Here is a 20,393-nt window from a genome sequence, read left to right as displayed (position 1 = left end):
TAGGAAAGTGCTTTAAACGCTGTGGGAAAGGTCTTTTGGAACTGACAGTTCCAGCAATGTGGGTAAACAGAGAAGCGACAAGCGTTGCACCTGTCGCTTCGCCCATAGGTCCGATCAGGGCATCTGTACTTCGATCAGGCCATCGGCATTCATGCTGACTTCGCTGGTGCCGGCCTCGATGTCCGGCGCCGGGGCTGCTTCGTCGGCCGCCATGGCTTTCATGGCCATCGGCGCACTACGCAGGTAGGGGCGTGGGTAACCGCTGCTGTTGAGGTTCAGGCTGACCACCTTGTAGCCTTTGCCACCCAATGCCTCGGTGGCCAGCTGTGCGCGGGCCTTGAAAGCATCGACGGCGTCCTTGAGCAGGGCGTCTTCGCTGGCCTTGCGGGTGGCCGGGGCGATGGAGAAGTCCATGCCGCCCATCTTCAGGTCCTGCAGCAGTTCACCGGTGAGCTTGGACAGGGCAGGGAAGTCGGCGCTTTCCAGGCGTAGCTCCGCGCGCTCGCGCCAGCCGGTGATCTTCTGGCCCTTGCTGTCGTACACCGGGTAGCTGTTGCGGCTGCCCTGGCTGATCTTCACATCCTTGACCTGGCGCGCCTGCTGCACGGCCTTGTTCATGGTCTCGGTGATTTCCTTGGCCAGCTTGCCGGGGTCGCTGTTCTGGGCTTCGCTGTAGAGCGTCACGACCATCAGGTCGCGTGCCACTTCCTTGCTGACTTCGGCGCGCAGCGATACCTGGTTGTAGCGGGGCGCTTCGGCTGCCAGCGCCGGCAGGCTGGCCAACAGGCCACAGGACAGGATCAGCGCAGTGCTGCGACGAGGTAATTGCATGGTTGACTCCTTGGCAAAAAGAAAGCGTGGGGGCGATGTCCTTGCCACGCATGGCCCATCAGACCGGCAACAGTGTAGTGGGTTCCTAAGTGCCATCATGAACCTGTGACAAAGTGTGGCGCTTTGCCGCATTGCTGCTGTGCGGTGCCTGGCTTCGGTATACTCCAGGCGATTGTCCTGGAGCACTCATCAGGAGAGCTCATGCTCGCTGCCGTTCACCCGCTGTCCGCTACCCGCCAGAACCTCTGGCGCCTGACCTTCATCCGCATCCTGGTCCTGGCCGCCCAGGCCGGGTCCGTAGGCGTGGCCTACTGGACCGAGCTGCTGCCGTTGCCCTGGCTGTCGCTGGCGGCGACGCTGGCACTTTCATCGCTGCTGTGCGCGTTCACGGCCTTGCGCCTGCGCCTGTCGTTGCCGGTCACCGAGCTGGAATATGCCTTCCAGCTGGCCTGCGACCTGCTGATCCACAGCGCCTTGCTGTATTACTCGGGGGGCTCGACCAACCCCTTCGTTTCCTATTACCTGGTGCCGCTGGCGATTGCCGCGGTGACCTTGCCATGGATCTACTCGCTGGTGCTGTCGGGCATCGCGTTGGTAGCCTACAGCCTGCTGCTGGTGCAGTTCTACCCGCTCGAGACCTTGCCTATGGCGCGGGACAAGATGCAGGTCTACGGCATGTGGCTGAGCATCGCCCTGGCCGCCGGGGTGATCACCTTCTTCGCCGCGCGCATGGCCGAGGAGCTGCGCCGCCAGGAAAAGCTGCGCGCCGACCGGCGCGAAGAGAGCCTGCGCGACGAACAACTGCTGGCGGTGGCCACCCAGGCCGCAGGCGCCGCCCACGAGCTGGGTACGCCACTGGCGACCATGAGCGTGCTGCTCAACGAGATGCGCCAGGACCATACCGACCCGCAATTGCAGGAAGACCTGGAGGTGCTCCAGGACCAGGTCAAGCTGTGCAAGGAGACCTTGCAGCAGCTGGTGCGCGCGGCCGAAGCCAACCGCCGGATGAGCGTGGTGGAGCAGGAGGTGACCGCCTGGCTGGACGAGGCGCTCAACCGTTGGCACCTGATGCGGCCGGAGACCACGTACCGCTTCCAGCGCCTGCGCGACGGCGCGGTACCACGCCTGACGCCACCGCCGGACCTGACCCAGGCACTGTTGAACCTGCTGAACAATGCCGCCGATGCCTGCCCAGACGACCTGGAAGTACAGCTGGACTGGGACGAGCAGGACGTCATCATCAGCATTCGTGACCACGGTCCAGGCATTCCCGTGGCGATTGCCGAGGCGATCGGCAAACCCTTCTTTACCACCAAGGGCAAAGGCTTCGGCCTGGGCCTGTTCCTGAGCAAGGCCAGCGTGACCCGTGCTGGCGGCTCGGTGAAACTCTATAGTCATGAACAGGGCGGCACCCTCACCGAGCTGCGCCTGCCCCATGGCAAGCGAGGAGATGAACGATGAGCGAAGAAAACCTGGTCGAAGGCGAAGAGCTGCCGCACCTGTTGCTGGTGGACGACGACGCCACCTTCACCCGTGTCATGGCGCGGGCCATGAGCCGTCGCGGCTTTCGTGTGAGCACCGCTTCCAGTGCCGAGGAGGGCTTGGTGCTGGCCAAGCAGGACGTGCCTGACTACGCCACCCTGGACCTGAAGATGGATGGCGATTCGGGGTTGGTGCTGCTGCCCAAGCTGCTGGAGCTGGACCCGGAGATGCGTGTGCTGATCCTGACGGGGTATTCCAGCATCGCCACCGCGGTCGAGGCGATCAAGCGCGGGGCCTGCAACTACCTGTGCAAGCCGGCGGACGCGGACGATGTCCTGGCGGCGTTGTTGTCCGAGCATGCGGACCTGGATTCGCTGGTGCCAGAGAACCCGATGTCGGTGGATCGGTTGCAGTGGGAGCACATCCAGCGGGTGCTGGCTGAGCATGATGGAAACATCTCGGCTACGGCGCGTGCGCTGGGGATGCACCGGCGTACGCTGCAGCGCAAGTTGCAGAAGCGGCCTGTGCGGCGCTGATCGACTCACCGGGTCGTTCAGTGGTTGGGGGGCGGTCCACTGCGATGGGCTGCTCCGCAGCCCATCGCCGGCAAGCCCGCTCCCACAGGGGCAGCATTGGCCGCTTGTTCTCTGCGCGACAGCGCAGCCCGAAGGGCTGGGTAATCTCCCACAGGGATCGCGCCAGTCCAGACACTTTGCAAGGCAGTGCCCCTCCGTGGGGGCCGGCTTGCCGGCGATAGGGCCAGGGCAGCCAACCCAACCGCATGAGCCTGCCAGCAGCGGCCACCGTTGCCGGTGAAATTTCGCGGAACGCCTCCGTTCCCCGCAAATCCCCCCAGTTCGCGTATCATCAGCCCTCTAACGGCAACCCCTCAGGACCCGCAATGCTCGCCCTTCTCATCCAGACGCTGAACATCACGGCCCCGGTGTTCGCCATGCTGTTCCTGGGCGTGCTCCTCAAGCGTATCCGCCTGATCGACGACAACTTCATCAAGGTCGCTTCGTCGCTGGTGTTCAACGTCTGCATGCCGGCCCTGCTGTTCCTCGGCATCTACCACGCCGACCTTACCACTGCCGTCAAACCCGGCGTGCTGCTCTATTTCATCATCGCGACCCTGGCGAGTTTCGCGCTGTCCTGGGGCCTGGCCATCTGGCGCAGCCCCAGGCCCGACCGCGGCATCTACACCCAGGGCGCCTTTCGCGGCAACAACGGGGTGATCGGCCTGGCCCTGGCGGCCAGCCTGTACGGCGACTACGGCATCTCCCTGGGCGCGGTGCTCGCCGGCCTGGTGATCCTCATGTACAACTCCCTGTCCACCATCGTGCTCGCCGTCTACAGCCCGGACCTCAAGTCCGACCCGGTGAGCATCTGCAAGAGCATCTTCAGCAACCCGCTGATCATCAGCGTGCTGCTCGCTACGCCCATGGCCTACGGCCAGGTGCCACTGCCCAACTGGTTGCTGACCTCCAGCGACTACCTCGCCCAGATGACCTTGCCATTGGCCCTGATCTGCATCGGCGGGACCTTGTCCATGGCCGCGTTGCGTGACAGTGGCAGGCTGGCCATCGATGCCAGCCTGGTCAAGGTGGTCTGGTTGCCCCTGATCGGCACGTTGGGCGCCTGGCTCTGTGGGTTCCGTGGTGCCGAGCTGGGTATCCTGTTCCTCTATATCGGTAGCCCGACCGCGGCGGCCAGCTATGTGATGGCGCGGGCGGCGAACGGCAACCACGAACTGGCGGCCTCGATCATCGTGATCACCACCTTGCTCGCCGCGATCACCACCAATATCGGCATTTTCATCTTGCAGTGGGGAGGATGGATCTAGATCCTTCACTGCACATGACACCTACAACAACACGCCTCCCGACCTGAGGACACTTCATGCAAGACCAGAGCACGCCCGAGCGGTTACAGCGCGGGTTGAAGAATCGCCATATCCAGCTCATCGCGCTGGGCGGGGCCATCGGCACCGGGCTGTTCCTGGGCATCGCCCAGACCATCCAGCTGGCCGGCCCGTCCGTGCTGCTGGGCTACGCCATTGCCGGCCTGATGGCCTTCTTGATCATGCGCCAGCTGGGCGAGATGGTGGTCGAGGAGCCGGTCGCTGGCAGCTTCAGCCACTTCGCCCACCAGTACTGGAGCGAGTTCGCAGGCTTCGTCTCTGGCTGGAACTACTGGGTGGTGTACGTGCTGGTGGGCATGGCCGAGCTGACCGCGGTGGGCATCTATGTCCAGTACTGGTGGCCGGACTTCCCCACCTGGGCCACGGCGGCGATCTTCTTCGTGGTGATCAATGCCATCAACCTGACCCAGGTGAAGGTCTACGGTGAGCTGGAGTTCTGGTTCGCCCTGGTCAAGGTGGTGGCGATCGTCAGCATGATCGGTTTCGGCGCCTGGTTGCTGGGCAGCGGCCATGGCGGGCCGGATGCCAGCGTGGCGAACCTGTGGCAGTTCGGCGGGTTCTTCCCCAACGGCGTCACTGGCCTGATCATGGCCCTGGCGGTGATCATGTTCTCCTTCGGTGGGCTGGAGCTGGTGGGCATCACCGCGGCCGAGGCGGACAACCCGCGCGAGAGCATCCCCAAGGCCACCAACCAGGTGGTCTACCGCATCCTGATCTTCTACATCGGCGCGCTGGCCGTGCTGCTGTCGCTGTACCCGTGGCAGAAAGTGGTGCAGGGCGGCAGCCCGTTCGTGATGATCTTCCATGAACTGGACAGCGACCTGGTGGCGACCGTCCTCAACATCGTGGTGCTCACGGCTGCGTTGTCGGTGTACAACAGCTGTGTCTATGCCAACAGCCGCATGTTGTTCGGCCTGGCCAGCCAGGGCGATGCGCCACGCCAGTTGCTCAAGGTCAGCCGCCGTGGCGTACCGTTGACGGCGCTGGGCGTTTCGGCATTCGCCACCGGCCTGTGCGTGCTGATCAACTACCTGATGCCGGGCGAGGCTTTCGGCCTGCTCATGGCCCTGGCGGTGTCGGCCCTGGTGATCAACTGGGCAAGCATCAGCATCACCCACCTGAAGTTCCGCAAGGCCAAGCTGGCCGTTGGGATCACCCCGTTCTACCGCAGCTTGTGGCACCCGCTGAGCAACTACCTGTGTCTGGCGTTCATCGTGCTGATTCTGGTGGTGATGTACCTGACGCCGCCGATCCGCATCTCGGTGATGTTGATCCCGTTGTGGATCGCGGTGCTGTGGGTCGCGTTCCGGATGAAGAAGGCGCGTCAGGTTCGTCGTTAGGTTTTCTGCGTCTAAGAGACCGAGCGCCGCCCGCGCGACGCTCGGTCTCAACCGCAACGCCCCGCCTAAGCCCTACATCAATCAGTGCTGGCGCCGCCACGCCCGTACCGTGGTGTACAGCAACACCGCAGCCAGCACCGGCAAGACGTAGAACAACATCAGGTGTTCCAGCCGCCCGGCCAGAGGCATGCCTGTGGTGAAGGCCACCACATGCAGGCCATAGGCCAGGTAGAGGCAGAGAAATACCAGCCCTTCGGCGCGGGTGACGCGGTAACCGGAATAGAACACCGGCAGGCTCAACACCGCGACACCCAACATCACCGGCAGGTCGAAGTCCAGGGCGTTGGGCGAAATCGACAGCGGCTCTGGCGCGACCACTGCGGTCAGGCCCAGCACGGCCAGCAGGTTGAACAGGTTGCTGCCGATCACCGTGCCCACCGCGATCTCCCGTTCACCACGCAGCGCTGCGATCAGGGCGGCGGCCAGCTCCGGCAAGGACGTGCAGACGGCAACCACCGTGAGGCCGATGATGCGTTCGGAGAGTCCCAGGTCGGTGGCCACTTCTACGGCAGCTTCGAGCAGCAGATGGCCGGCGAGGCTCAGCAGGCCCAGGCCCAGCAGCACCTGCAGTATTGCGCCGCTCCAGAAGCGCCCGGCACTGGTGTGCACGGTTTCCGGGGCAGGGTAGGTACGGGCGTAATGCCGTGACTGGTGCCACAGCATGCCCAGGTAGCCCAGCAAGCCCAGGACCAGCAGCAGGCCTTCGAGCCGGCCCAGCAGGCCATTGCCGGCCAGCAGGTAGACCAGGCCGCTGGCGGCGATCATCAGTGGGATATCCAGGCGCACCAACTGCCGGGAAACCCGCAGGGGAATGACCAGCGCCGCCAACCCGAGGATCACCAGCACATTGAAGATGTTGCTGCCGATCACGCTGCCCACCGCGACGTCAGGGGCGCCCTGGAAGGCCGCCTGCAGGCTCACGGTCAATTGTGGCGCGGTGCTGCCGAAGGCCACCAGGCTCAGGCCGATGATCAGCGGGCGCACGTGCAGGCGCAGGGCCAGGCGAAGCGCGGCGCGCACCAGCAGTTCGGCACCGATCACCAGCAACACCAGGCCGAAGCCCAGTTGCAGGAGGCTGAAGGTGGGGAGGGTGGCCAGGTCGAAAATGGTCGGGACTCCTGTCAGGTCAGTCGCTTAGCCCTTGTACCCGGACGCGCGCCGTTCCGCTACGGATCATGCCGATTTTTTCTGCTGCGGCGCGTGACAGGTCGATCAATCGGCCGCGGGTATGCGGGCCTCGGTCGTTGATGCGTACCACGACGCTGCGTTTGTTGGCCAGGTTGGTGACCAGCACCCGGCTGCCGAAGGGCAGGCTGCGGTGGGCGGCGGTCAGGCCATGTTGGTTGAAGCGCTCGCCGCTGGCAGTGCGCTTGCCATGATGGCGGGCGCCATAATAGGAGGCGACGCCGGTCTGGTCATAGCCTCGGGAATCGATGTCGCGGGAAGCGATGTCATGGCTGGCACAGCCGGCCAGCAGAGAGAAGAGCGCGAGGGCGCTGAAAGAACGGCGTATCAATTCAGGTGCTCCGTTATAAGGAAGCAGCAGGCGAGGGCGTTGCCCTCGATCGCGGCACAAGGCCGCTCCTACAGGGCTTCGAACCTATAGAAGCGGCCTTGTGCCGCGATGGGCCGCCAAGCGGCCCCAATACCGCGTTACCCTTCGAGCTTGGCCTTGAGCAATTGGTTCACTTGCCCCGGGTTGGCCTTGCCTTTGGACGCCTTCATCGCCTGGCCGACGAAGAAGCCGAACATCTTGCCGCGCTTGGCCTCGTCGGCGGCGCGATACTGTTCGACCTGTTCGGCATTGGCGGCGAGCACTTCATCGAGCATCTTGTCGATCGCGCCGGTGTCGGTGACCTGCTTCAGGCCTTTGCTTTCGATGATGCTGTCGGCATCGCCTTCACCGGCGGCCATGGCCTCGAACACGGTCTTGGCGATCTTGCCGCTGATGGTGTTGTCACGGATGCGCAGCAGCATGCCGCCGAGCTGCTCGGCGCTCACTGGTGCCTGGTCGATCTCCACGCCCAGCTTGTTGAGCAGGCTGCCCAGTTCGACCATCACCCAGTTGGCTGCCAGCTTGGCGTCGCCACCGATGCGGGCGACTTCCTCGAAGTAGTCGGCTTGTTCACGGCTGGCGGCCAGCACATTGGCGTCATAGGCCGACAGGCCATACTGGCTCTGGAAACGCTCGACCTTCTGTTGCGGCAGCTCCGGCAGGCCGGCGCGGACGGTTTCGAGGAAGCTGTCCTCGATGACCACCGGCAGCAGGTCCGGGTCGGGGAAGTAACGGTAGTCGTTGGCTTCCTCCTTGCTGCGCATGGAGCGGGTCTCGTCCTTGTTCGGGTCGTACAGGCGGGTTTCCTGGACCACCTTGCCGCCGTCCTCGATCAGGTCGATCTGGCGCTGGATCTCGCTGTTGATGGCGCGCTCGATGAAGCGGAACGAGTTGACGTTCTTGATCTCGCAGCGCGTGCCGAACTCGGCCTGGCCCTTCGGCCGTACCGAGACGTTGCAGTCGCAGCGCAGCGAGCCTTCGGCCATGTTGCCGTCGCAGATACCCAGGTAGCGCACCAGGGCGTGGATCGCCTTGACGTAGGCCACCGCTTCCTTGGCGCTGCGCATGTCAGGTTCGGAGACGATCTCCAGCAGCGGGGTGCCGGCGCGGTTCAGGTCGATGCCGGTGGAGCCGCTGAAGTCTTCGTGCAGGCTCTTGCCGGCGTCTTCCTCCAGGTGCGCGCGGGTGATGCCGATGCGCTTGATGGTGCCGTCTTCCAAGGCGATGTCCAGGTGGCCCTTGCCGACGATCGGCAGGTCCATCTGGCTGATCTGGTAGCCCTTGGGCAGGTCCGGATAGAAGTAGTTCTTGCGCGCGAACACGTTGCGCTTGCCGATCTGGGCATCGATGGCCAGGCCGAACATGCAGGCCATGCGCACGGCTTCCTGGTTCAGCACCGGCAGGACGCCAGGCATGCCGAGGTCGACCAGGCTGGCCTGGGTGTTCGGCTCGGAGCCGAAGGTGGTGGCGCTGCCGGAGAAGATCTTCGACTGGGTGGCGAGCTGGGTATGAATCTCCAGCCCGATCACAACTTCCCATTGCATGTGTGAATTCCTCAGAAGCCGTTAGGAGCGCGGGTGTGCCAGTCGGTGACTTGCTGGTAGCGGTGCGCGACGTTGAGCAGGCGGCCTTCCTGGAAGTACGGAGCCAGCAGCTGCACGCCGACCGGCAGGCCATCGACGAAACCGGCCGGCATCGACAGGCCCGGCAGGCCTGCCAGGTTGGCGGTGATGGTGTAGACGTCCTCGAGGTAGGCGGCGACCGGGTCGCTGCTCTTGGCGCCGAGCTTCCAGGCCGGGTTCGGCGTGGTCGGGCCAAGGATCAGGTCGACGTCGTTGAAGGCGGCCATGAAGTCGTTCTTGATCAGGCGGCGGATCTGCTGCGCCTTCACGTAGTAGGCGTCGTAGTAGCCGGCGGACAGGGCGTAGGTGCCGACCATGATACGGCGCTGCACTTCGACGCCGAAGCCTTCGCCACGGGAGCGCTTGTACAGGTCGGTGAGGTCCTTGGGCTCCTCGCAGCGGTAGCCGAAACGTACGCCGTCGAAGCGCGACAGGTTGGAGGAAGCTTCTGCCGGTGCGATCACGTAGTACGCGGGGATGGCGTGCTGCATGTTCGGCAGGCTGATTTCCTTGATCACCGCGCCGAGCTTCTGCAGCTCCTTGACGCTGGCCTGGACCAGGTCGGCGATGCGTGGGTCGAGGCCGGCGCCGAAGTACTCCTTCGGCAGGCCGATGCGCAGGCCTTCGAGCGGCGCGTTCAGGTTGGCGCTGTAGTCCGGCACCGGCTCGTCGATGCTGGTGGAGTCCTTGGCGTCGAAACCGGCCATGCCTTGCAGCAGCAGGGCGCAGTCTTCGGCGGTACGGGCCATCGGGCCGCCCTGGTCGAGGCTCGAGGCATAGGCGATCATGCCCCAGCGCGAGACGCGGCCGTAGGTCGGCTTGAGGCCGGTGAGGTTGGTCAGGGCCGCCGGCTGGCGGATAGAACCACCTGTATCGGTGCCGGTGGCCACCGGCAGCAGGCGCGCGGCGACGGCGGCGGCCGAACCGCCCGAGGAGCCGCCAGGGACATGCTCGAGGTTCCACGGGTTCTTCACCGCGCCATAGTGGCTGGACTCGTTGGCCGAGCCCATGGCGAATTCGTCCATGTTGGTCTTGCCCAGGGTGACCATGCCGGCTTCGGCCAGCTTGGCGACCACGGTGGCGTCATAGGGCGCCTTGAAGTTGTCGAGCATCTTCGAGCCGCAGCTGGTGCGGACGCCGCTGGTGCAGAACAGGTCCTTGTGGGCGATCGGTGCGCCGAGCAGGGCACCGGCTTCGCCGTTGGCGCGGCGGGCGTCGGCGGCGCGGGCCTGTTGCAGTGCCTGTTCCTCGGTGATGCTGATGAAGCTGTTGATCTGTGGGTCGAGCTGCTTGATACGCGCCAGCAGGGCGCCGGTCAGCTCTTCGGAAGAAAACGACTTGTCGGCGAGTCCGCGGGCGATCTCGGCCAGGGTCAATTGATGCATGGCAGGCTCTTTCCCTTACTCGATGACTTTCGGAACCAGGTACAGGCCGTTTTCGGTCGCCGGGGCGATGGCCTGGTAGCGGTCGCGCTGGTTGCTTTCGGTGACCTGGTCGGGGCGCAGGCGCTGGCTGGCCTCCAGGGGGTGGGCCAGGGGCTCGATGCCGCTGGTGTCGACGGCTTGCATCTGGTCGACCAGCCCGAGAATACTGTTCAAGGCATCGGTAATGCGTGGCAGTTCGCCTTCATTCAGGCCCAGGCGGGCCAGATGGGCGATCTTTTCCACGTCGCAGCGTTGAAGCGCCATGGGGATCTCCAGGAGAAACGGAACGGATGGGGTCCGAAGTGAGGAACATGCCAGCATTTTGATGGTCATACGGCGACGATCATCTGCCGGCGTGCTCGGAAAAACTGCCAATTTAACATATTGGCTCCTTGCCCAAAATCCCTGCCATTGTTAGAGTTTGCCGCACTTTTTTACCCACGCTTTGCCTAGGGTCACTTTCCCATGTTCAAGAAACTGCGTGGCATGTTTTCCAGCGATCTGTCCATCGACCTGGGTACTGCCAACACCCTTATTTACGTGCGTGAGCGCGGTATCGTCCTGAATGAACCCTCGGTTGTTGCCATTCGTACCCACGGCAACCAGAAAAGCGTCGTCGCGGTCGGCACCGAGGCCAAGCGCATGCTGGGCCGTACGCCTGGCAACATCGCTGCCATTCGTCCGATGAAGGACGGCGTGATCGCCGATTTCAGCGTTTGTGAAAAAATGCTGCAGTACTTCATCAACAAGGTTCACGAGAACAGCTTCCTGCAGCCCAGCCCGCGCGTGCTGATCTGCGTGCCGTGCAAGTCGACCCAGGTAGAGCGTCGCGCCATTCGCGAATCCGCCCTGGGCGCCGGTGCCCGCGAGGTGTTCCTGATCGAAGAGCCGATGGCCGCTGCCATCGGTGCCGGCCTGCCGGTCGAAGAAGCTCGTGGTTCGATGGTCGTGGACATCGGTGGTGGTACCACCGAAATCGCCCTGATCTCCCTCAATGGCGTGGTCTATGCCGAATCCGTACGGGTTGGCGGTGATCGCTTCGACGAAGCCATCGTCACCTACGTGCGCCGCAACTACGGTAGCCTGATCGGCGAATCCACCGCCGAGCGCATCAAGCAGGAAATCGGCACTGCCTACCCGGGCGGCGAAGTGCGCGAAGTCGACGTCCGTGGCCGTAACCTGGCCGAAGGCGTACCGCGTGCCTTCACCCTGAACTCCAACGAAGTGCTCGAAGCGCTGCAGGAGTCCCTGGCGACCATCGTCCAGGCGGTCAAGAGCGCCCTGGAGCAGTCGCCGCCGGAGCTGGCCTCGGACATCGCCGAACGTGGCCTGGTGCTGACCGGTGGTGGCGCGCTGTTGCGCGACCTGGACAAGCTGCTGGCCCAGGAAACCGGCCTGCCGGTGATCGTCGCCGAAGATCCCCTGACCTGCGTCGCCCGTGGCGGTGGCCGTGCGCTGGAGATGATGGACAAACACGCCATGGACCTGCTCTCCAGCGAGTGATCCTGCGCCATCCATGCATGCATGGATTGTGTTCGCCCGGTTTACAGGTAGCACGCACAGTGCTACCTGTATGCGCTGGGCTGGCGTCCGTCCGGGCGTCGTTTCCGTTCAACCCGCAAGCAGGCCGGTGCATTGCCCCATGTTCAATGACCTCCTGAATCGTCGTCCACGAGGAACGGCCCATTAAACCGCTTTTCTCCAAGGGCCCTTCGCTGGGCGTTCGTCTCCTGGTACTGGTGGTGCTGTCGGTCGCGCTGATGGTGGTCGACTCGCGTTTCGCCGTGCTCAAGCCAGTGCGCAGCCAGATGGGGCTGGTGCTGATGGAGTCCTATTGGATTACCGACCTGCCGCAGCGCCTGTGGCAGGGGGTGGCCAGCCAGTTCGGCAGCCGTACCGAGCTGATCGCGGAAAACGAGAAGCTCAAGACCGAAGCCCTGCTGCTGCAGGGGCGCCTGCAGAAACTGGCGGCCCTGACCGAACAGAACGTGCGGCTGCGCGAGCTGCTCAACTCCTCGGCGCTGGTCAACGAGAAGGTCGAAGTGGCCGAGCTCATCGGTGTCGACCCCAACCCGTTCACCCACCGTATCCTGATCAACAAGGGGGAGCGCGACGGCGTGTTCCTCGGCCAGCCGGTGCTCGACGCCCGGGGCCTGATGGGGCAGGTGGTGGAGCTGATGCCCTACACCGCCCGGGTGTTGCTGCTGACCGACACCACCCACAGCATCCCGGTACAGGTCAACCGTAACGGCCTGCGTGCCATCGCCAGCGGCACCGGCAATCCGGAGCGCCTGGAGCTGCGCCATGTGGCGGATACCGCCGACATCAAGGAAGGTGACCTGCTGGTCAGCTCCGGCATGGGCCAGCGTTTCCCGGCGGGTTACCCGGTGGCCACGGTCAACGAAGTGATCCACGATTCCGGCCAGCCGTTCGCCATCGTCCGCGCCATTCCCACGGCCGCACTCAACCGCAGCCGCTACATGCTGCTGGTGTTCAGCGACCGGCGTACGCCAGAAGAACGGGCCACGGACGCTGCACTCGCCCAGGAAGAGGCCGACCGCAAGGGTATGCCGGAGCATGGCCAGGCCGCCGGTGAAAACGGGCAGGCCGCGCCTGCCACGCCAGCCACCGCGCCGGCAACACCTGGCGCAGTACCGGCAACCCCTGTAACGGCACCTGCTGCTGTGCCTGCTCCCGCTGCTCCCAATGCGCCCGTGGCGCCTGCGGCGGCACCCGCTAGCCCGGCATCGGCCCCAGCGGCCCCGACCCCACCCCGGAGAGAATGATGGCGCGTTCCCGCAGCAAGAACGGCTGGGCCATCTGGCTGACCTTCGCGATCGGCCTGTTGCTCAGCGTCTCGCCGATGCCCCAGTTCATGGAAGTGTTCCGTCCTATGTGGCTGGCGATGCTGGTGTCCTTCTGGACCCTCGCGGTGCCCAACAAGGTCGGCATGACCACCGCTTTCGTCCTGGGTCTGGCCGAAGACGTCCTGTACGGCACGCTACTTGGGCAAAACGCCCTGGTATTGACCTTGATCACCTTCCTGGTGCTGTCCCTGCAACAGCGCTTGCGCATGTACCCGATGTGGCAGCAGAGCCTGGTGATCCTGGTGATCTTCGGTATCGCCCAGTTGATCCAGCTGTGGCTCAGCGCCCTGACCGGCAACCGCCTGCCGACGCTGGCACTGGTCTGGTCGGCAGTGATCAGTGCCTTGCTCTGGCCCTGGATCAGTTTCGCCCTGCGCGACCTGCGCCGACGCTTGCATATCAACTGACGGCACCGCCGACTGACAGGGAGATGTCGACATGAAGCCGCTGTACCTGGCCTCCGCCTCGCCACGCCGCCGTGAGCTGCTTACCCAGATCGGCGTACCGTTCACCACCATCAAGGCCGACATCGACGAAACCCCGTTGCCCGACGAGGGCGTTTCTGCCTACGCCGTGCGTCTGGCCCGGGCCAAGGCGGGTGCAGGTTTTGCGCAGCTGAACGGGCCTGGCGTGGTGCTGGGGGCCGACACCGTGGTGTCGATCGGCGGGCGGATCCTCGGCAAACCTCGTGATCGTGAGCATGCCTTGGCCATGCTGGCCGAACTGTCCGATGACCATCATCAGGTCATCACGGCCATCGCGGTGACCGACGGCCAGCGTTGCCTGGACATCTGCGTCGGGACCCACGTGTATTTCCGCGCCATCACCCGCGAAGAAGCCGAGCGCTACTGGGCCACCGGCGAACCGCTGGACAAGGCCGGGGGCTACGCCATCCAGGGCCTGGGCGCGGTGTTCGTCAGGGAGTTGATGGGCAGCTATTCGACCGTAGTGGGCCTGCCCCTGTTCGAGACCGCCCAGCTGTTGGAGCAGTTCTCCATCCCGTGCTGGCAGCAACATGAGGTTCCAGCTTCGCGCTAGCCAGCGACCTGACGGCGATCCATCATTACCCAAGACCTTTGACGAGAGCCTGCCATGAGTGAAGAGATCCTGATCAACATCACCCCGATGGAATCACGCGTGGCAGTGGTGGAGAACGGCGTGTTGCAGGAGGTGCATGTCGAGCGCACCCAGCGCCGGGGCATCGTCGGCAATATCTACAAAGGCAAGGTGGTGCGCGTGCTGCCAGGCATGCAGGCGGCTTTCGTCGATATCGGCCTGGAGCGTGCTGCGTTCATCCATGCATCGGAGATCTCCCAGCGCGAAGGCTCGGCGGTGGAAAACATCACCGCGCTGGTCCACGAAGGCCAGGCCCTGGTGGTGCAGGTCACGAAAGACCCGATCGGTACCAAGGGCGCTCGCCTGACTACCCAGCTGTCGATCCCGTCGCGATACCTGGTCTACATGCCACGCAGCAGCCATGTGGGTATTTCCCTGAAGATCGAGGACGAGGCCGAGCGCGAGCGGCTCAAGCAGGTGGTCAGCGATTGTGTCGAAAAGGAAGACATCAAGGACGCCGGCGGCTTCATCCTGCGCACCGCTGCCGAAGGCGCCCGTGCCGACGACATCCTGCAGGACATCCGCTACCTGCGCAGGCTGTGGGAGCAGATCGGCAGCCAGATCAAGACCTGCGGTGCTCCCTTGGTGATCTACGAAGACCTTGGGCTGGCCCTGCGCACGCTGCGCGACCTGGTCAACCCCAAGATCGAGAAGATCCGCATCGACTCGCGGGAAACCTTCCAGAAGACCACGCAGTTCGTTGCCGAACTCATGCCGGAAATCGCCGACCGTCTCGAACACTACCCAGGCGAGCGGCCGATCTTCGACTTGTATGGCGTCGAGGACGAGATCCAGCGTGCCCTGGAGCGCAAGGTGCCGCTCAAGTCCGGTGGCTACCTGGTGGTCGACCCGGCCGAGGCGATGACCACCATCGACGTCAATACCGGTGCCTTCGTCGGCCATCGCAACCTCGAGGAAACCATCTTCAAGACCAACCTCGAGGCCGCCACCGCCATCGCCCGGCAACTGCGCCTGCGCAACATCGGCGGCATCATCATCATCGACTTCATCGACATGGAGGACGAGGATCACCAGCGCCAGGTCCTGCGTACCCTCGAGAAGCAGCTCGAGCGTGACCATGCCAAGACCAACATCATCGGCATCACCGAGCTTGGGTTGGTGCAGATGACTCGCAAGCGTACCCGCGAGAGCCTCGAGCAGGTGCTGTGCGAGCCGTGCATCGCCTGCCAGGGGCGCGGCAAGCTGAAGACCCCCGAGACCGTGTGCTACGAAATCTTCCGTGAAATCCTCCGTGAGGCCCGCGCCTACCAGGCCGAGGGCTATCGGGTGCTGGCCAACCAGAAGGTGGTCGACCGCCTGCTGGATGAAGAGTCCGGCAACGTGGCTGAGCTCGAGGCATTCATCGGCCGAACCATTCGCTTCCAGGTCGAGTCCATGTATTCCCAGGAACAATACGATGTGGTGCTGCTCTGACGCGTTCTGAAACCCTTCTGCGTTCGGCGGCACTGGTAAAACCACGGCACCGAGCCATAGTTAAGGCACGACTTGGAGGGCCATGGCCATGGGACGTCTGACCCACGTTCTAGGCGCCTTGACCCGCTGGGGGCTGGGAGTCTGCGCCCTGCTGGCGGTGCTGGTGGCGCTGTATGTCAGCCTCGGTCGGGAACTGGTGCCGCTGGTGGCCGAGTACCGTGCCGATGTCCAGAGCAAGGCCGAGCAGGCGCTGGGCCCGCCGGTGCACGTGGGAGCCCTGGAGGGGCGCTGGAGCGGCTTGGCGCCTGTGTTGCACGTGCGTGACCTGCAGGTGGGCGAAGGGGCTGCGGCGTTGCGCCTGGATGAAGTCAAGGTGGTCCCCGACCTGTGGGCCAGCCTCAAGGCTCGCGAACTGCGCCTGGCGCGTATCCAGCTCGGCGGGCTGCAACTGATCCTGCGCGAGGACGAGCAGGGCGCCTGGGCGCTCGAAGGCTTGCCGCGCCAGGACGATGCTCCGCTGGACCCCGCGCAGGTCCTGCAGCGCCTGCAGCAGCTGGGCAGGGTCGATGTCTTCGACAGCCAGGTCACCCTTCATCCCTGGCAGCGCGACCCGCTTACCCTTACCTATGTCAGCCTTGGCCTCGAGGCCGGCCCGTCGCGTCAGGCCCTGGACCTGCGTGGCACCTTGCCCGACGGCCAACCTCTGGCGGTCAACCTGCGCAGCCGTGCCACTGCCAAGGCCTGGCGCGATGGCCAGGTGCAGGCCTATCTGAGCCTGCCGCAAAGCGACTGGGCCCGCTGGCTGCCTCCGCGCTTGCTTGGGCAATGGCAGGCCGAGACACTGCGGGCCGGCGGTGAATTCTGGGTCGACTGGCGCAACGGCCAACTGCAGCGCGCTGTGGTACGTCTCAACGCGCCGCAGTTGCGCGGGGCCTACACCGGGCGCAAGGCGGTCACCGTGGATAACCTGGCGGTGTCGGCGTGGTTCCAGCGGGGCGAGAAAGGGGTCGAGGGTGTGGTCGATTCGCTCGCCATGAGCCTGGGCGACAGCCGCTGGGAGACCCACCTTCAGGTCAGGCAGGACCCGACCCAAGACCGCTGGCAGGTACAGGCCGACCGCCTGGACCTGACGCCGTTGACGCCTCTGGTCGATGCACTGGCGCCGCTGCCGGACAAACTCATGGCCGTGGTCGATGGGCTCAAGGTCACCGGCTCGCTGCGCAACCTGCGCCTGGATATCCGCCCCAAGGCCGAAGGCGACCAGCGCCTGGCCTTCGCTGCCAACCTGGAGAAGGTCGGCTTCGATGCCTACCACAACGCCCCGGCGGCCGGAAACGTCAACGGCAGCATCAGCGGCGATCTTGGCCAAGGTGAGCTGCGCCTGGACACCGACGCCTTCATGCTGCACCTGTACCCGATCTTCGCCAAACCTTGGCACTACCAGAAAGCCAACGCACGGCTTACCTGGCGTCTGGACAAGGAAGGCTTCACCCTCGTTGCACCCTATATCAAGGTGCTCGGCGAGGAAGGCAAGATCGCCGCCGACTTCCTCATCCGTCTGCTGTTCGAGGAAGGTCGCGAGGACTACATGGACCTGCGGGTGGGCCTGACCGAGGGCGATGGCCGCTATACCGCCAAGTACCTGCCCGAGGTGCTCAGCCCTGCGCTGGATGAATGGCTGCGCAGTGCCATCGTCAAGGGCGCCGTGGACGAGGGCTATTTCCAGTACCAGGGTTCCCTGAACCATGGTGTTGCCCCTGAGGCCCGCAGCATCAGCCTGTTCTTCAAGGTGCATGACGCCGCCCTGGACTTCCAGCCCGGCTGGCCCCAGGTGCAGCAGGTCGACGGTGATGTCTACATCGAGGACAGCGGTGTGCGCATCAAGGCTCGGCGCGGTCTGTTGCTCGATACCCAGGTACGCGATGTCAGCGTCGACATTCCCCACGTCGACGAGGGCCAGCACAGCCACCTGTACCTGAACGGCGATTTCGACGGGCGGCTGGGCGACGGTTTGAAGATCCTGCAGCAAGCGCCCATCGGCACGGGCGAAATCTTCGCCGGCTGGGAAGGCGAAGGGCCGCTCACGGGCAAGGTCAAGCTCGACATTCCCCTGGCCCGTGGCGAGCGGCCCAAGGTCGTGGTCGATTTCGCCACGGCCGACGCGCGCCTGAAGGTGGCGCCGCCGACCCTGGATCTGAGCCGGCTCAAGGGTGATTTCAGCTTCGACCTGGATAAAGGCCTGAGCGGCAAGGGCATCGCCTTCCAGGCATTCGGCAAGCCCGTCACGGCGCAGATCTTCGCCGAAGGCCAGCCCGGTCAGATCCAGACCCGCATCGATGCCAAGGGAACCGTGGCCCTGAAGGCGCTGACCGATTGGTTGAAGTTCGATCAGCCCCTGCCGGCTGCGGGCGAGCTGCCCTATCAGTTGCAGGTGAGCCTGGGAAGCCGCGACAACCGCTTGACCGTGAACTCCTCGCTCAAGGGGCTGGCCATCGACCTGCCTGCGCCTTTTACCAAGGCTGCGCAGGATACCCTGGACAGCCGCTTCAGCATGACCCTGCAAGGGCCCGAGCGACGCCTGGACGCCAGCTACGGCGACCTTGCGCACCTGGCCTATGCCGCGCCCATCGAGAACCTTGCCCAGGGGCGAGGCGAGTTGCTGCTGGGCAGCGGTCGCGCGCAGGTTCCGGCGGGCCAGGGCGTGCGGGTTCGTGGGCGCCTGGAAGCCCTGGACCTGGCGCCCTGGCAAGCACAGATGGAGCGCTTGGCAGGCCAGGACCCAGGCGGTAACGCCCGGCAGCGCCTGCAGGGCGTGGACCTGAGCATCGGCCGGCTCAAGGCGTTCGACATGGACTTGAACCAGGCTGTCGTGCGCCTGGTGCGTGGGGCCGGTACATGGGACCTGCGCCTGGACAGCCGCGAAGTCATCGGTAATGCGCGCATCCCCGATGCCAAGGCCGCGCCCATGGTCGTCAGGTTGCAGACCCTGCGCCTGCCCCCCGGCGAGCCTGCTGGTCAGCAACCCGAGGATGCACCGGACCCCTTGGGCAGCTTCGACCCACGCAAGGTGCCAGCCCTGGATCTGACCGTCGACAAGCTGTACCGCGGTGATGACCTGTTCGGCAGTTTCGCGGTCAAGCTGCGGCCTACCCCGCGCGGCATGAAATTCGATGATGTCGATCTAGATCTCAAGGGCCTACGTATCGATGGCAGCGGTGGCTGGGAAGGGGAGCCGGGGAGCACGAGCAGTTGGTACAAAGGCCGCCTGGAAGGCAAGAACCTCGCTGATGTGCTCAAGGCCTGGGGCTTTGCGCCCACCGCTACCAGCCGCGACTTCCGCCTGGACGTGGATGGCCGCTGGCCAGGTTCGCCGGCCTGGGTCGCGCTCAAGCGCTTCTCCGGCAGCCTCGATGCCGCCTTGCGTTCCGGCCAGTTCGTCGAGGTGGAGGGCGGGGCCCAGGCACTGCGGGTGTTCGGCCTGCTCAATTTCAACTCCATCGGCCGCCGCCTGCGCCTGGACTTCTCCGACCTGTTCGACAAAGGCCTGGCCTATGACCGGGTCAAGGGCCTGCTGGTCGCCAGCGAAGGGGTCTACGTGACCCGCGAGCCGATCACCATCACCGGGCCGTCGAGCAACTTCGAGCTCGATGGCACCCTTGACCTGGTCCGCGACCGCGTCGATGCCAACTTGCAGGTCAGCCTGCCGGTCACCAACAACCTGCCGCTGGCTGCCCTGATCGTCGGTGCACCGGCCGTCGGTGGTGCGTTGTTCCTGGTCGATCGCCTGATCGGTGATCGGGTGTCGCGTTTCGCCAGCGTGCACTACCGCGTCGAGGGGCCGTGGAAAGAGCCTAGAATCACCTTTGTGAAACCTTTCGAGAAACGCCAATGAAGTCTGCGGTCATCCAGATGGTCAGCCAGGACGATGTACTGGACAACCTGCAACACGCCAGGGCCCTGCTGGAGCAGGCTGCCAGTGGCGGTGCCCGGCTGGCGGTGTTGCCCGAGAATTTCGCCGCCATGGGGCGGCGCGATGCAGCGGCGATCGGTCGTGCCGAAGCCCTTGGGCAGGGGCCGATCCTGCCATGGTTGAAACGTACCGCCCGCGACCTCAGGTTATGGATTGTCGCCGGCACCTTGCCCCTGCCGCCGGTCGGTCAGCCTGACGCGAAGGCCCATGCCTGCTCATTGTTGATCGATGAGCACGGTGAAGTGGCGGCGCGCTACGACAAGCTGCACCTGTTCGACGTGGACGTGGCCGACAACCGGGGCCGCTATCGCGAGTCCGATGATTACGCCCATGGTGCCCAGGTGGTGGTGGCCGATACCCCGGTGGGGCGCCTCGGGCTTTCGGTGTGCTACGACTTGCGGTTCCCTGAGCTGTATAGCGCACTACGCGCCGCCGGGGCCGAACTGATCAGCGCACCATCGGCCTTCACAGCGGTGACGGGGGCCGCGCATTGGGAGGTGCTCATTCGTGCGCGCGCCATCGAGACCCAGTGCTACGTGCTCGCCGCCGCCCAGGGCGGTACCCACCCGGGGCCACGGGAAACCCATGGCCATGCGGCGATCGTCGACCCTTGGGGGCGGATCGTCGCTGAACAGGCGCGCGGCGAAGCAGTATTGCTGGCCGAGCGCGACAGCATTGAACAGGCGTCCATCAGGGCGCGAATGCCGGTTGCCCAGCACCGGCGCTTTTTCTCGCAGGACGCCTTGCGGCCTGCGCACACCTCGGAGTGAC

17 protein-coding genes are annotated in these 20,393 nt (G+C 64.8%); 11 read left to right on the top strand and 6 right to left on the bottom strand.

Translation table 11 applies throughout. The annotated features are described in order from the left end of the window. Positions 1 to 114: 114 nt before the first annotated feature. Positions 115 to 831, bottom strand: coding sequence for an SIMPL domain-containing protein (locus ACXHGZ_RS17105; protein WP_224456821.1), 717 nt, complete (start codon positions 829 to 831; stop codon positions 115 to 117). A 201-nt stretch (positions 832 to 1,032) separates the two neighbouring features. On the opposite strand from ACXHGZ_RS17105, the gene ACXHGZ_RS17100 reads away from it, so the two are divergent. The 4 genes from ACXHGZ_RS17100 to ACXHGZ_RS17085 all read left to right on the top strand — a co-directional run bounded on the left by ACXHGZ_RS17100 (position 1,033) and on the right by ACXHGZ_RS17085 (position 5,574). Next, positions 1,033 to 2,292: an ATP-binding protein gene (locus tag ACXHGZ_RS17100; RefSeq protein ID WP_480460672.1), complete on the top strand. Its 1,260-nt coding sequence runs from the start codon at positions 1,033 to 1,035 to the stop codon at positions 2,290 to 2,292. Beyond that, positions 2,289 to 2,849: a response regulator transcription factor gene (locus ACXHGZ_RS17095; RefSeq protein ID WP_084854559.1), complete on the top strand. Its 561-nt coding sequence runs from the start codon at positions 2,289 to 2,291 to the stop codon at positions 2,847 to 2,849. Before ACXHGZ_RS17100 ends, ACXHGZ_RS17095 begins: the two co-directional genes overlap by 4 nt. Positions 2,850 to 3,214: 365 nt before the next feature. Then, a complete protein-coding gene (locus ACXHGZ_RS17090) occupies positions 3,215 to 4,156 on the top strand; it encodes an AEC family transporter (protein ID WP_084854558.1) in 942 nt (313 codons plus the stop codon). Between the two features lie 56 nt (positions 4,157 to 4,212). Continuing rightward, positions 4,213 to 5,574 carry an amino acid permease gene (locus tag ACXHGZ_RS17085; protein WP_480460671.1) on the top strand — a complete coding sequence of 454 codons (1,362 nt, stop codon included), beginning with the start codon at positions 4,213 to 4,215 and terminating at the stop codon, positions 5,572 to 5,574. An 81-nt stretch (positions 5,575 to 5,655) separates the two neighbouring features. On the opposite strand, the gene ACXHGZ_RS17080 is transcribed toward ACXHGZ_RS17085, so the two are convergent. The 5 genes from ACXHGZ_RS17080 to gatC form a co-directional block, all read right to left on the bottom strand. Next, complete coding sequence (locus ACXHGZ_RS17080) at positions 5,656 to 6,699, bottom strand: calcium/sodium antiporter (protein WP_084854556.1); 1,044 nt, start codon at positions 6,697 to 6,699, stop codon at positions 5,656 to 5,658. A 61-nt stretch (positions 6,700 to 6,760) separates the two neighbouring features. Further along, on the bottom strand, positions 6,761 to 7,147 hold the full coding sequence (locus ACXHGZ_RS17075) for a septal ring lytic transglycosylase RlpA family protein (protein WP_480464084.1): 387 nt from the start codon (positions 7,145 to 7,147) through the stop codon (positions 6,761 to 6,763). A 140-nt stretch (positions 7,148 to 7,287) separates the two neighbouring features. Further along, complete coding sequence (gene gatB, locus ACXHGZ_RS17070) at positions 7,288 to 8,733, bottom strand: Asp-tRNA(Asn)/Glu-tRNA(Gln) amidotransferase subunit GatB (RefSeq protein WP_480460670.1); 1,446 nt, start codon at positions 8,731 to 8,733, stop codon at positions 7,288 to 7,290. An 11-nt stretch (positions 8,734 to 8,744) separates the two neighbouring features. Then, complete coding sequence (gatA, locus tag ACXHGZ_RS17065; RefSeq protein WP_480460669.1) at positions 8,745 to 10,196, bottom strand: Asp-tRNA(Asn)/Glu-tRNA(Gln) amidotransferase subunit GatA; 1,452 nt, start codon at positions 10,194 to 10,196, stop codon at positions 8,745 to 8,747. Positions 10,197 to 10,211: 15 nt separating this feature from the next. Next, complete coding sequence (gatC, locus tag ACXHGZ_RS17060; RefSeq protein ID WP_084854553.1) at positions 10,212 to 10,499, bottom strand: Asp-tRNA(Asn)/Glu-tRNA(Gln) amidotransferase subunit GatC; 288 nt, start codon at positions 10,497 to 10,499, stop codon at positions 10,212 to 10,214. A 201-nt stretch (positions 10,500 to 10,700) separates the two neighbouring features. Here gatC and mreB point away from each other — a divergent pair, with 201 nt between their 5' ends. From mreB to ACXHGZ_RS17025, 7 genes are all read left to right on the top strand, one after another. Continuing rightward, positions 10,701 to 11,738, top strand: a complete 1,038-nt coding sequence (gene mreB / locus ACXHGZ_RS17055; protein ID WP_003255163.1) for a rod shape-determining protein MreB — start codon at positions 10,701 to 10,703, stop codon at positions 11,736 to 11,738. A gap of 212 nt (positions 11,739 to 11,950) precedes the next feature. Next, the gene (mreC, locus tag ACXHGZ_RS17050; protein ID WP_480464083.1) at positions 11,951 to 13,021 is read left to right on the top strand and encodes a rod shape-determining protein MreC; all 1,071 of its coding nucleotides are present in this window, start codon (positions 11,951 to 11,953) and stop codon (positions 13,019 to 13,021) included. Beyond that, positions 13,021 to 13,509, top strand: coding sequence for a rod shape-determining protein MreD (mreD, locus tag ACXHGZ_RS17045; RefSeq protein WP_084854551.1), 489 nt, complete (start codon positions 13,021 to 13,023; stop codon positions 13,507 to 13,509). The genes mreC and mreD overlap by 1 nt, the downstream gene beginning before the upstream one ends. A gap of 31 nt (positions 13,510 to 13,540) precedes the next feature. Further along, on the top strand, positions 13,541 to 14,140 hold the full coding sequence (locus ACXHGZ_RS17040; protein ID WP_480460668.1) for a Maf family protein: 600 nt from the start codon (positions 13,541 to 13,543) through the stop codon (positions 14,138 to 14,140). Positions 14,141 to 14,194: 54 nt separating this feature from the next. Further along, complete coding sequence (gene rng / locus ACXHGZ_RS17035; RefSeq protein ID WP_084854549.1) at positions 14,195 to 15,652, top strand: ribonuclease G; 1,458 nt, start codon at positions 14,195 to 14,197, stop codon at positions 15,650 to 15,652. An 82-nt stretch (positions 15,653 to 15,734) separates the two neighbouring features. Continuing rightward, positions 15,735 to 19,544, top strand: coding sequence for a YhdP family protein (locus ACXHGZ_RS17030; RefSeq protein ID WP_480460667.1), 3,810 nt, complete (start codon positions 15,735 to 15,737; stop codon positions 19,542 to 19,544). Beyond that, positions 19,541 to 20,392: a carbon-nitrogen hydrolase family protein gene (locus tag ACXHGZ_RS17025; RefSeq protein WP_480460666.1), complete on the top strand. Its 852-nt coding sequence runs from the start codon at positions 19,541 to 19,543 to the stop codon at positions 20,390 to 20,392. The genes ACXHGZ_RS17030 and ACXHGZ_RS17025 overlap by 4 nt, the downstream gene beginning before the upstream one ends. Position 20,393 lies beyond the last annotated feature (1 nt).

The organism is Pseudomonas shiyinii (genome assembly GCF_056725765.1).
The sequence above is the reverse complement of the archived record's forward strand: the minus strand, read 5'-3'. Positions and strand labels throughout refer to the sequence as shown.